We start from the raw sequence: 12,132 nt of genomic DNA on the forward strand, positions 1-12,132 counted from the left end.
ACTATGGCACCTTCACGCCGATCCAAGTCGCCGCGATTCATGCGCTGGAGTCGCCACAGGATTGTGTGGCTGAGATCCGTGATATGTACCAGAGCCGTCGCGATTGCCTCTGCGATGGCTTGAATGAGGCGGGCTGGGCGGTCGAGCGTCCGAAGGCGACGATGTTCGTTTGGGCGCAGATCCCAGAGGCCTACCGCGAGATGGGATCGCTCGAGTTCTCGAAGAAGCTGCTTCGCGATGCCAAGGTTGCGGTCTCGCCGGGCGTGGGCTTTGGCGATTACGGCGATGATCATGTGCGCTTCAGCCTGATCGAGAATGAGCATCGCACCCGCCAAGCGGTGCGTGGCATCAAGCAGATGTTCCGCGAGGACGCGCGCGCTGGCTAGTCTGAGACCAACCGCCGCAGCGCCGGCCTGGCGCCTGCTGCTTGGGGACGCCGTGATCCCGATCCATGGGGGCTTGACGATCGCCATCCGGGCGATCGACACCCCAAGCAGCAGGCCCAAGGCCGGCGCTGCTCAACAGATGCGCCTATGATGCGCGGCCTTAATACCCTGAGCAGCTTGCCGTGAGCAGCGTTTAGAACTGAGGAGAACCTATGGAGCCGGTCAAGATTGGTTTGCTGGGCTTGGGCACCGTTGGCGGTGGCAGTGTCACTGTGCTGACGCGCAATGCCGATGAGATCGCGCGCCGAGCTGGCCGTGCCATTCAGATCACGCATGCCGCTGCACGCCAGTATGATCCCGAGCGGATCGACGGCTTAGGGCAGATCGGGCGCATCAATGATGATGCCTTTGCTGTGGTCGATGACCCTGAGATCGACATCGTCATCGAGCTGATCGGTGGCTATTCGCCGGCTCGCGAGCTGGTGCTGAAGGCGATCGAGAACGGCAAGCACGTGGTCACCGCCAACAAGGCGTTGATCGCCCTGCATGGCAACGAGATCTTTGCTGCGGCCCAGGCTAAGGGTGTGATGGTCGCGTTCGAGGCGGCCGTCGCGGGTGGTATTCCGATCATCAAGGCAGTGCGCGAGGGCCTCGCCGCGAACCGGATCGCATGGATCGCTGGCATCATCAATGGCACCGGCAACTTCATCCTCACCGAGATGCGCGACAAGGGTCGAGACTTCGCCGATGTGCTCGCCGAGGCGCAGCGGCTCGGCTATGCGGAAGCGGACCCGACCTTCGACGTCGAAGGTATCGACGCGGCGCATAAGCTGACGATCCTCGGCTCGCTCGCCTTCGGCATCCCGCTGCAGTTCGATAAGACCTTTACCGAAGGGATCTCGCAGATCGAGCCACAGGATGTCGCCTTTGCCGCGGAGCTTGGCTACCGCATCAAGCATCTGGGGATTACCCGGCGCACCGCCGCCGGTATCGAGATGCGGGTGCATCCAACGCTGATCCCACATCGGCGGCTGATCGCCAATGTCGATGGTGTGATGAACGCGGTGCTGGTCAAAGGTGATGCCGTGGGGCCAACACTCTATTACGGTGCTGGTGCCGGCGCATTGCCGACCGCCTCGGCCGTGGTGGCGGATGTGGTCGCCCTGGTGCGCGCGCTGACGACCGATCCGACCAACCGTGTCCCGCACCTGGCCTTCCAGCCAGATGAGCTGACCGATACCCCGGTGCTGCCAATCGACGCCGTCGAGACCGCGTATTACCTGCGCATCACTGCGCTGGATCGACCCGGGGTGATGGCCAGTATCGCCGGCATCTTGAGTGAGGAGGGCATCAGCATCGAGGCGATCAAGCAGAAGGAGCCGGCTGAAGGCGAGACCACGGTGCCGCTCATCCTGCTCACCCACCGGATCGAAGAGGCCGCGATGAATCGTGCCATCGCCCGTATCGAGGCCTTCGATGGGATCTCGGGCAAGGTGGTGCGCATTCGGATGGAAGGGCTCGAGGGCTGAGTCCGGGGGGCTGCTGACTCGATTGTCGAATCACGCTTGGTCGATCGGTATCGCAGCCCAACATAGCCGATACGACATAGAACAGGACCAACCTGGTCCACCGACAAGCGAGCAGTAAGACAATGCAAACCGAAGCAGTCGCCCAACTGATCCGCTCGGGGCTTCCCGGAGCCGAGGTCGAGGTCACCGGTGACGGGAGTCACTTCGAAGCGGTCGTAGTCAGTGATGCCTTTGCCGGTCTCACGCCGATCAAGAAGCAGCGCTTGGTGATGGATACCGTCAAGGCGCAGATCGCCTCTGGCGAGCTTCATGCGCTATCGATCAAGACGCTGACACCAGAGCAGCGATCGGCCTGAGCCGCGTGCGCTCTCGCCTCGATCCGATCAGGATCGGTGGCGAGCTCCGGCTCAGTGCGGGTTCGTTAAGGGAGCCGCGAGGCGCATGGCTCCAGGGTTGGTCTGAAGATCGCCCTCGGCTTTAGTCCCATCATTGGCTTCCTGTTTGGAAATATGGGTCTCCTCGATCTGCGTCGCATTCAGGGCGCTGGTCGGCGCGAAGTGGCAGCTGAAGCTGGCACCCTGACCCGGCTCGCTGGCCACCGCTAAGCGTGCGTCGTGTCGGCCCAGCACATGCTTCACAATCGCGAGACCGAGCCCGGTGCCACCGGATTCGCGTGAGCGCGCCTTGTCGACCCGATAGAAGCGTTCGGTCAGACGGGGAATATGCTGGGGGGCGATGCCAGCGCCGTCGTCGGTCACGCGAAATACTGGGCCATCTGGCGTTTGCGACCAGCTCAGCTGAATCTGGCTGCCAGGCGGCGTGTGCTTGACGGCATTGAAGAGGATGTTGGAAAACGCGCTGCGCAGCTCCGTATCCTTGCCCAGCAGCATCAAGTCGCTATCGATGTCGATCTCGAACCGGTGCCGACCGCTGCTAAGCGCATAGGCGTCGGCGACGATCTGCTCGAGCTCGCAGGGGACGTCGACCTGATCGACATCGGTTGCCGCCTCCTCCATCTCCAGACGCGATAGGGTCAGCAGATCCTCGATGATGCTGCGCATGCGCTCAGCTTGATTTTGCATCAGGTTGAGTGGCCGTCGGTGGCCGGCCGGCGTTTGCGCTGAATCTGCCAGCGTTTCCAAGAAGCCGGTAATCACGGTCAGGGGAGTGCGCAGCTCATGCGAGGCATTGGCGACGAAGTCCCGCCTGATCAGATTGAGATGGAAGACCTTAGTAATGTCGCGCCCGACGACCAAACGCTGTTTCTTGCGCTCGCCAAAGGGTGCGACGCGGACGCTGAGCATGATCGAGCGGTTGTGCGCCGGCGCCATCTCCAGTGGGCGGGCGTATTCGCCGGCGAGGATATAGTTGGCGAGCTCGGGGTGCTCGAAGACCTCGGACAAGGGCTTGCCGTCGTCGCGTGGCCAGTGCAGGTTCATCAGCACCTGCGCGGCTGGGTTGGCCCATTCGATGCGGCGATTCTTGTCGAGCACCACCAAGGCATCTGGCACCGAGTTGGCGGCTTCACGAAAGCGGCGGAAGAAGCGAAGCTGTCGTTTGCGTCCCTTACGGCCGCGTTGTTGATACTGGCCGATGGCGCGATAGAGGTCGCCCCAGATGCCGCCAGGGAAAGGTGGTACCAGGCGATGTTGGCGACGGATCAGGCGCGCGAGCCGAAACAGATTCCAGGCGTGGCGGACGAACAGCGGGCAGAGGGCGATCAGCAGTGCTTGTGCCGGTTCGAGCCCGAATCCGATGAGCAGGCCGGCACCGAGTCCGCTGATGACGAGGAGTGCAAGCTCATAGGCGGCTGCGCTTCTCATCATTTGTCCGAAAAGCGGTAACCGACACCCCGCACGGTTTGCAGCAGGTGGTCGTGACCGGTCTTCTCGAGCGCCTTGCGCAGGCGACGCACATGCACATCGACCGTGCGCTCCTCGACGTAGACCTGATCGCCCCAGACCTGATCGAGCAGTTGCGAGCGATGAAAGGCCCGGTCGGCGTGTGTCATGAAGAAGTGCAACAGACGATACTCGGTGGGCGCGATATCGATCGCGATCCCGTTCGCGCTGACCCGATGGCTGATATTGTCGATCGTCAGGCCGCCGATCTCGGTCTGATCGCGGATCTCGTCTGGCTTGCTGCGCCGCAACACAGCGTTGACCCGGGCAACCATCTCGCGCGGCGAGAATGGCTTGGTGATGTAGTCATCGGCGCCGGTGTCGAGTCCCTTGACGCGATCCTCTTCCTCGCCTCGGGCACTGACCATGATGATCGGAATGCTCCGCGTCTTTGGACTCTGTTTGAGCTGTGCGGCAAGCTCGAGTCCGGAGCGCCCGGGGAGCATCCAATCGAGCAGCACCAGGTCGGGCTCATCGCTAAGCAGCTTGCGCGCCTCGTCGGCATGGCCGGCTTCAAGCACTTGGTAGCCGCCTTCCTCGAGCGCAAAGCGCATCACCTCGCGGATGTCAGGCTCGTCGTCGACGATCATCACTATGGGCATTAGCAGGGTCCCGCGGCGTTCACTCTGATCGATGCGGCGCATTCTATGTCGACCGGATGACAATAGCGTTACCACGGCCGTGGCGAGTAACACCGTCAGCGATCTGGATCGAAATCGATCCCTTGTGTCTCGAGCCAGGCGCGGAAACGAGCCGTTTTTGCTGCAAGTGAGCAGGTCGGCGGCCATTGATCGAGCCAGCGGTTATAGGCCTCGAGCAATGCGGTCTGCTCATCAGGGCAGAGCGTCTCCCATCGACGTCGAGTCGTGCCGGTGTTGACTGGTTCGCTGCTCATGGTGAAGTCCATTGGGGGTGATGTCTACTGGGGGTGATGTCCACTGGTAGGTTGTCCGCTGGTGGGATGTCGGTCGTGCTTTGGCTACCGATTTCTTATCAGCGATGACTTTCGTCCTTTGCGTCGAGCGCTGGGCTGGTACTATTCTGTAGGCTTGGATGTCCTGCCTCTAGGTTCAGATATTGAGCGCTGACGAACCGGCCGATGATGCGGCTGACCTGTCCCGACGTTCCGTCTTTCAAGGCAAGATCATCGATGTCGAGGTCGAGCCTGTGCGCTTGCCGAACGGCCGTTGCATCGATCTTGAGATCGTTCGTCACCCGGGCGGGGCGGCGGCCGTTGCGATCGACGATCGCCGTCGAGTCTGCCTCCTGCGCCAGTATCGCCACGTCGCTGGCGGGTGGCTCTGGGAGCTCCCCGCGGGCAAGCTTGATCCGGGCGAAGGGCCCGCTGCAACCGCCGAGCGCGAGCTTGCGGAAGAGGCTGGCTTGGTCGCTGCAACCTGGGATTCGCTCGGCCGCTTGCATAGCTCTCCAGGCGTTTTCGCCGAGGTCATCTATCTCTTCCTAGCCCGTGGCTTGAGCGAGGTCGATCTCGGGCATGGCGCAGATGAGGTGATCGAGGTGCATTGGATCGCGCTGGATCAGGTGCTCGATTGGTGTCTCAACGGCACCATCACCGATGCCAAGACCCTGGTGGGGCTCTATCGGGCCGCTGCCTTTCTGCGGCAGGGAAGCGAGCTTGCTCTGGACGGGCCGGTCGTCGCGATGGCTGAGTAAGCGCCAGCGAGAATGCCTGCCGGCGGCCGATATCACCATGGCCGCTCAGTGCCGTGCAGGCAGGTGCTGGTTGTAGCGCTCCATCAGATAGCAGAGGCAATCTTGGCGAATCACGGCGGCATCGGCGGTGAGCATCGAGGGCGTGGCTGCCTCGCGCAGCTTAAGCTCGCCCTCTTCGATAACGAAGAACCGATCGGTAACGATGCGCCCATGCTCGTCGCGCACCTCGACCTGTCCACCAGCGCGAGCCCGAGCAAAGGGGGTTCCAGGCGGTAGCTCACGAAAGTTGAATCGCTCGAGCTCGGGCGAGAGGACCAGCTGGGCATCGAGTGGAGGAAACCCAAAGCCGACCTGCTCTGGGATCGTCACTCGGGCGACGGTGTGAAAGAGGTCGATGTCCTGCTCCGGCAAGGCATGCTCGGACAGCTCCGACAGGTGCAGACAGGCGTCGATGAATTCTCGAGCGTGCTCGATACCATGACGGTCTCCTACCCGTCCGCATTCAAGCGTCACCGCCGGGCAAAGCTGTGCCATGGCCTGCGACTGCACGCCCGTTGGCCGAACGAAATAGACCACCGTCCGGGAGAACAGCCTGGCGAGGTGCAAGAAGCGATTGTCGATGCGATTGACGCAGGCGTAGTGTGGGTTGGTGCCGGTGTTGTTGTGCAGGTCGATGCTGGCGAAGACCCCGCGCTGCGCCATACGATCGACCACCTCGGCCATCAGCTGTAGGGTTGGAGACGCCGAGGCTTCGGTTCCAGGCCAGACCCGGTTGAAATCTGGCTGGTCGGGCAGATGACGTGCGTTCGCAGCGGCAGCTTGGACGTTGCCGATGAAGAGGCTCAGTGCGCGCGGCAGACGCAGCGCGCCGTGGCGCTCGAGGCGCTGGCTGAGTAACAGACGCGCCGCATCCCAACCCACTGGCTCGTTGCCGTGGATGAGCACGGACAGGAAGAGGGCTGGCTTACGCTCGCCATCCAGATGGATCAGCGTTGGGCCATCGAGCCGGGAGATCAGCTCGGTGCTATTGAGCTGCAGCAGCCCGTCAGGGAGCTGGTCGAGCTCGGTCAAAAAGAGGGGGGTCTCGGTCATGCGTCGGCGGGTCCTGTGAGTCGTCTCGGCCGGTCGCCTGATTTGGTGTCGCTCCGGCCTAGCAGGTACCGGCTCGGTTCCCGCTGGCAATAGGGTACTCTAGCACCGACTCTCGTTCTTGAGCGCTCTTGCGCTGACTCCGTCAGCTCGTCTCAGCTTGTTCGCAGCCTGGTGACGCGCCTGTCGGAGCCTGGCAGGAGATCAAAGTCACTGATTTGGCGAGGCATCGCGCTATGCTCTGGTTGATTGTTGGACTGATCCTGTTTCTCGGCGTGCATTCGGTGTCGATCATCGACGCCGACTGGCGCAATCGAATGGCTGCTCGGCTCGGGCAGGTGCCTTGGAAGCTAATCTACGGTCTCATCGCCCTGCTCGGTCTCTATCTGATCGTGATTGGCTATGGGCAGGCCCGGCTGAGTGTTGATCCGATCGTCATCTACCAGCCGCCGATCTGGATGCGTCATATCACGCTGCTTCTGATGCTACCGGTGTTCGTGCTGCTGCTGGCCGCCTACCTTCCCGGGCGCATACAGCAAGCCACCAAGCATCCGATGCTACTGGCGACCAAGATTTGGGCCTTGGCTCATCTTCTCGCTAACGGCACCTTGGCCGATCTGCTGCTGTTCGGCAGCTTCTTGGCCTGGGCGGTTGCGGATCGTATCTCACTCAAACGCCGGGCAGCAGTGCCAGCCCCCAGTGCACCGGCGGGTCGGCTGAACGACTGGATCGCGCTGATTGGGGGGCTTGGACTCTATCTGCTCTTTCTGTTTTGGGCACACAAGGCATTGTTTGGCGTTTCGCCGATTGGCTGACGGCGGCCTTAGGCGATTGCCGGAAAAGCTCATACCGAATTGCGCAGGATGTTCGTTCGCCTTCGAGGAGCGTCGCCGGGAGCCCAATCAGGCTATAGCCGAGCTATGTGACCGGCGCCGCGACGAAGAAGGCGAGCGAAAAGACTAGCAAGGCGGTATGAGCTTTGACAGAAATCGCCTTAGCGCGCCCGGAGCTTGTCGAGTAGATGCAGGGCACTCAGCAACGGATAGCGCAGGGTCATGCGTGGCCCTGCATAGCGCATGACCTCTTGGATACGGGGTCGCAGGCTCTTGCTGTAGCAGTGCACGGTGCATCGGTTGCAGGGCTGCTTCAACTCGCCAAAGACGCAGTTGTCGAGACGTTGATGGGCGTAGTGCAGCAGCCTGGTGCATGAGTCGCAAAGCTGACGGGTTGCACCGTTGAGCCGATGATGATCGGCGCAGTAGATGGTGAGCATGGCCGCGATGGTGCGCTTCTCGCGCAGGATGCGACGGCCGCTGTTGGCGGGCCGCATGGCTTTGCGCCCACTTGGGCGCTTCGAGAGCGAATCCTCTGACAGTTCATCTCGGTCCCTGCGCACCTGCTTATCGGTCTCGCCGCTGGGGACTCGACCGCTGGGGGGTTGGCCGCTGGGCTTGCCCGCGTTGCTGGGATGTTGGACAGGCATCTGCATGGGACTATTATCGAAATATCGCACCAGGAGGGTTTGACAATTGTCAATCAATTGTGACGCTCACTCATGGTGACGCCGACTCATGGCGACACTGGCTGATCGTGACAGTCGCGGTCGCTCAGCAGACTTGCGCGGGACTCCATCCGATGTACAAACCCATTTTCGCAGCCTTGCCCCTGCTGTTGCTCATCGGCTGCGCTTCGCAGCCCTATCCGCCGCTTCCGTCGAATGTGCCGGAGTACCACAGCGACACGAGGGGAGGAGCTGCGATATCCACGCGGGCGGCCGGCGACCAGTCCGAAACGGTGGTGGATATCGGCCCAGGATCGAGCGCAGAGCGGCAAGGCAGGGCTCAGGCCGCGGCCCGGGCTGATTCGGCTCCTGTGCCTCAGGAGGTCGTACCGCCTCCGCCCGATCCCGACAGGTTGCCCAGCGCTGAGAAGCGCCAGTTGGACATCCGATTGGCAAGCCAGCGCTTTCAGTACTTCGAGGACGATCAGCTGGTCTGGAGCGGGCCCATCTCGGCTGGCACGGCCGAGCATCCAACGCCCAAGGGCGATTATCACGGGCAGTCAAAGGACCGCAACAAGCGCTCGGGCAGCTACACGAACTCCTTCGACCAACCGACTCCGATGCCCTATTCGCTGCAGTTCCGCGGACCTTACTTTGTCCATGAAGGCTATGTGACCGGTCGTCCCGAATCCCATGGCTGCGTGCGACTGCGACACGCGGATGCGAGGTTTGTCTATGAGCGGATGCGCGTCGGCGATCGCGTTGTTGTTGCTGATTGAGCATCGAGCCAGCCGTGCGTCTAGGCGATGGCCGGAAACACTCTTCCCGACGCGCGGGATGTTCGTTTGCCCTTGGGGCGTTTCGTCGGAAGCAGTGCTGGGCTCTGTGATCGGCGCTGTGACGCAGAAGGCGAGCGAAACGACAAGCAAGGCGATAGGAGCTTTGACAGAAATCGCCTTATAATCTTCGGGTTGGTCGAGCCCCCTCGCGATCTGAGCCGTTGTTGCTCCGAATTGCGGACGGTAGGCAATCCAATCCCCATCTTCACCCAAGCAGGCGGCTTGTTGCCCAGCCCTCGTTGCCAACCTGGCCCGCCTTGGAAGCCAACATGTTTTGGACCAATGTATTTCTTGCCCTCGCCCTCATTGCAATGCTCGGCGGGTTTGTCTGGTTGTTCCGCGATGGTGAGGGGCCAGCGCCCCAACCGGGAATCGTGCGCAAGCCCACGCCCAAACCAGAGCAAACGCCAACGCAGGACGCTGCTGCGGACGCCTCCTCCGAGGAGCGCTCCGATTGAGCTGAAGAGATGGAGCTGAAGACCGTCACCGAGGACCAAGCGGGGCAGGGCCACAAAGCCAAGCCTGATCGGCCCCATCGGTGCAGGTATACCCGTAACACGCCAATTGACGACATGGCATAGCGGAGGGTCGGGTGGCGGCGAGCGGGGGTGTCGACGGCATGGATGCCGTCGTCAAGCCTCCAAGGACGGATTCACGGCGTCCCCCGATCGCCGCTGCCCGACCCGGAGCGGGCTCAGAATGCCGAAAACCGATCTGCGATGGGTATATCAGGACTTGCCGGTGCAAGGGCAGGCGAAGGCCACGAGATGATCCGCCTCCAAGCGAATGCCGATGCGATCACCAATCGCATGACGGTGATGGCTGGGGACCAAGCAGAGTACCTCTGAGCCGCTATCAAGCTGCAGGCTGTAGAGGAACTCCGCGCCCCTGAAGGCGCGCTCGACGATGGTTGCTTGGCGTGGGCTGGACTCGTCATAGAGGATGTCATCCGGGCGAATGAGTACCTCGGCCGGGGTTCCGGGCTCGAGTCCATGGGGCTGTTGTCCGCTGATTTGACCAAGCTCGGTGCGCACCTGCTCGGCATCGAGGACGCTGGCCGGCAGCAAGACGCCTTGACCAATGAAATCGGCGACGAAGCGATCGACAGGCTCATGGTAGAGGCCAAAGCCTGTGCCCCATTGGTGCACAGCGCCTTGGCTCATCACCCCGATCATATCCGCCATCGCGAAGGCCTCGAGCTGATCGTGGGTGACCAGGATGGCGGTCACGCCTTCGCGCTTGAGCAGCGTGCGGACCTCGCGAGCAAGCTGCTCGCGCAGCTCGGCATCCATGCTCGAGAAGGGCTCGTCAAGGAGCAGGATATCCGGTCGCGGCGCCATCGCCCGGGCGAGCGCCACGCGCTGCTGCATGCCGCCTGAGAGCTCGTGCGGGAAGAGGCTCGCAGCATGGCTCAGTCCGACCAGCTCCAACAACTCATCGACGCGCTGACGCCGCTGACTGCTGCTCGTCGTGCGCAGCCCGAAGCCGACATTGCCCGCCACCGAAAGATGCGGGAAGAGCGCGAAGTCCTGGAAGACCATGCCAATGTGGCGGCGTTCCGGCGGTAGCATCCAGCCCGGCTTGGCCACGCGCTGGCCGCGGATCAAGACCTCACCCCGACTCACTGGCTCGAAACCCGCAATCGCGCGCAGGAGCGTGGTCTTGCCGCAGCCACTGGGGCCGAGCAGGCAGCCGATGGTGCCTGTTTCAAGGACGAAGCCGACGTTGCCGACGATGGTGGTCTCGCCATAAGCAACGTCGACCTCGCGCACCTCTAGGCGTGCCTGAGTGCTCCTGTTGAACGTCTCTATCATTGATCAGCTCTGATGACACGCCTTCGCAGTTGTGCGCAAGCCCTGGCCCGAAACGGGACGATCGGATGGATCAGGCATGGGCGCGCGAGCGGGTGATCGAACGGCTCAGGATAATGACTGGGATGAGTCCAGCGGCGACGATCGTCAGTGCGGCCGGTCCAGAGTCGGCCAGCCGTTCATCGGAGGCCAGCTCGTAGGCACGGACCGCCAGGGTATTGAAGTTGAAGGGGCGCAGGATCAGGGTTGCTGGCAGCTCTTTGAGCACATCGACGAAGACCAACAGCAGTGCGGTGAGCAAGCTGCCTTGGAGCATCGGAATGTGAATGCGGCGCAGCACCTGCGCCGGGCGAAGACCCATAGAGCGCCCAGCCTCGTCCATCGAGGGACGAATCTTCCCCAAGCCAGACTCAACCGTTTGTAGGGATACTGCCAAGAACCGCACCAGATAGGCGAAGATGAGCGCGACCAGGGACCCGCTCAGCAGCAGTCCGGTCGAGACCCCAAAGGTGGCCCGCATCCAATGATCAACGCTGTTGTCGATCCAGGCGAACGGGATCATGACACCAACGGCGATCACGGTGCCGGGTACCGCGTAGCCCATCCCAGCGGTGCGTACTGCAGAGCGCACCAACCGCGTTGGCAACAGGCGTCGGCCATAGCCTAGCAGCAGCGCGAGCGCGAGCGCGAGCAGGGCCGCGCCGACGGCGAGGCCAAGGCTATTGAGCGCAAGATGGGCGAATTCAGCATCCAGACGCTGGTCGGCGACCCTGATCGACCAGGCCGTCAGCTGTCCAGCTGGTAGCAGGAAGCCGAGGCTGAGTGGGGCCAGGCAGAAGACGAAGGCACCCAGGGCGCGCCAGCCGTTCAGCTCGAGGCGTCGGATCGACTGTTGGCGTCGACTGGTCTCATGGTAGCGTGCCTGTCCGCGTGAGGTCCGCTCGAGCAGGATCAGCGCGAACACGAAACCGAGCAGCAGCGCTGAGAGCTGAGCGGCAGCGGCCGGATTGCCGAGGCCGAACCAGGTGCGGAAGATACCCGTCGTGAAGGTCGGTACACCAAAGTACTGCACGGTGCCATAGTCGGCGAGCGTCTCCATCAGCGCCAGCGAGAGACCGGCGACGATCGCTGGCCGGGCGAGCGGCAGCGCGACGGCGAAGAAGGTCTGCCAAGGGCCGTTGCCGAGGGTGCGGCTGACATCGAGCACGCACAGCGACTGGCTCAGGAACGCTGCTCTGGACAACAGATAGACATAGGGGTAGAGGACCAGCGACAGCATCACTGCGGCGCCGGGCAGCGAGCGGATCTGCGGAAACCAATAGTCACCCCAGCCCCAGCCCGTCAGGTCGCGGATCAGCGTCTGTAGCGGCCCGGCAAAATCCAGCATGCCGGTGTCGGTGTA

At 62.5% G+C, this 12,132-nt stretch carries 13 protein-coding genes; 6 read left to right on the top strand and 7 right to left on the bottom strand.

The window, feature by feature from the left end; all coding sequences use genetic code 11:
- From ACY693_RS07235 to ACY693_RS07245, 3 genes are all read left to right on the top strand, one after another.
- The coding region (locus ACY693_RS07235) for an aminotransferase class I/II-fold pyridoxal phosphate-dependent enzyme (RefSeq protein ID WP_462321156.1) at positions 1–386 on the top strand (386 nt) is incomplete at its 5' end.
- Positions 387–598: 212 nt separating this feature from the next.
- The gene (locus tag ACY693_RS07240; RefSeq protein WP_462321157.1) at positions 599–1,915 is read left to right on the top strand and encodes a homoserine dehydrogenase; all 1,317 of its coding nucleotides are present in this window, start codon (positions 599–601) and stop codon (positions 1,913–1,915) included.
- A gap of 122 nt (positions 1,916–2,037) precedes the next feature.
- A complete protein-coding gene (locus ACY693_RS07245; RefSeq protein WP_462321158.1) occupies positions 2,038–2,271 on the top strand; it encodes a BolA family protein in 234 nt (77 codons plus the stop codon).
- A 51-nt stretch (positions 2,272–2,322) separates the two neighbouring features.
- On the opposite strand, the gene phoR is transcribed toward ACY693_RS07245, so the two are convergent.
- The 3 genes from phoR to ACY693_RS07260 form a co-directional block, all read right to left on the bottom strand.
- Complete coding sequence (phoR, locus tag ACY693_RS07250) at positions 2,323–3,738, bottom strand: phosphate regulon sensor histidine kinase PhoR (RefSeq protein WP_462321159.1); 1,416 nt, start codon at positions 3,736–3,738, stop codon at positions 2,323–2,325.
- A complete protein-coding gene (phoB, locus tag ACY693_RS07255; RefSeq protein ID WP_462321160.1) occupies positions 3,738–4,418 on the bottom strand; it encodes a phosphate regulon transcriptional regulator PhoB in 681 nt (226 codons plus the stop codon). Before phoB ends, phoR begins: the two co-directional genes overlap by 1 nt.
- 95 nt (positions 4,419–4,513) lie before the next feature.
- Positions 4,514–4,711 (bottom strand): hypothetical protein, encoded by a 198-nt coding sequence (locus ACY693_RS07260; RefSeq protein ID WP_462321161.1) that lies wholly within the window; start codon positions 4,709–4,711, stop codon positions 4,514–4,516.
- A gap of 182 nt (positions 4,712–4,893) precedes the next feature.
- Here ACY693_RS07260 and ACY693_RS07265 point away from each other — a divergent pair, with 182 nt between their 5' ends.
- The gene (locus ACY693_RS07265; protein ID WP_462321162.1) at positions 4,894–5,490 is read left to right on the top strand and encodes an NUDIX hydrolase; all 597 of its coding nucleotides are present in this window, start codon (positions 4,894–4,896) and stop codon (positions 5,488–5,490) included.
- 45 nt (positions 5,491–5,535) lie between these two features.
- On the opposite strand, the gene ACY693_RS07270 is transcribed toward ACY693_RS07265, so the two are convergent.
- Complete coding sequence (locus tag ACY693_RS07270) at positions 5,536–6,582, bottom strand: M14 family metallopeptidase (protein WP_462321163.1); 1,047 nt, start codon at positions 6,580–6,582, stop codon at positions 5,536–5,538.
- Between the two features lie 233 nt (positions 6,583–6,815).
- Between ACY693_RS07270 and ACY693_RS07275 the strand changes: the two genes are divergently transcribed.
- Positions 6,816–7,394 (top strand): NnrU family protein, encoded by a 579-nt coding sequence (locus ACY693_RS07275; RefSeq protein ID WP_462321164.1) that lies wholly within the window; start codon positions 6,816–6,818, stop codon positions 7,392–7,394.
- 179 nt (positions 7,395–7,573) lie between these two features.
- On the opposite strand, the gene ACY693_RS07280 is transcribed toward ACY693_RS07275, so the two are convergent.
- Positions 7,574–8,068 carry a nitrous oxide-stimulated promoter family protein gene (locus tag ACY693_RS07280; RefSeq protein ID WP_462321165.1) on the bottom strand — a complete coding sequence of 165 codons (495 nt, stop codon included), beginning with the start codon at positions 8,066–8,068 and terminating at the stop codon, positions 7,574–7,576.
- Between the two features lie 146 nt (positions 8,069–8,214).
- Between ACY693_RS07280 and ACY693_RS07285 the strand changes: the two genes are divergently transcribed.
- On the top strand, positions 8,215–8,859 hold the full coding sequence (locus tag ACY693_RS07285; RefSeq protein WP_462321166.1) for a L,D-transpeptidase: 645 nt from the start codon (positions 8,215–8,217) through the stop codon (positions 8,857–8,859).
- A 788-nt stretch (positions 8,860–9,647) separates the two neighbouring features.
- On the opposite strand, the gene ACY693_RS07290 is transcribed toward ACY693_RS07285, so the two are convergent.
- Together ACY693_RS07290 and ACY693_RS07295 are read right to left on the bottom strand one after the other, a co-directional pair.
- The gene (locus tag ACY693_RS07290; protein WP_462321167.1) at positions 9,648–10,733 is read right to left on the bottom strand and encodes an ABC transporter ATP-binding protein; all 1,086 of its coding nucleotides are present in this window, start codon (positions 10,731–10,733) and stop codon (positions 9,648–9,650) included.
- 70 nt (positions 10,734–10,803) lie between these two features.
- Positions 10,804–12,132 (bottom strand): ABC transporter permease (locus tag ACY693_RS07295; protein WP_462321168.1); only part of this gene is annotated, 1,329 nt, incomplete at its 5' end.

This window comes from Halochromatium sp. (assembly GCF_054919635.1).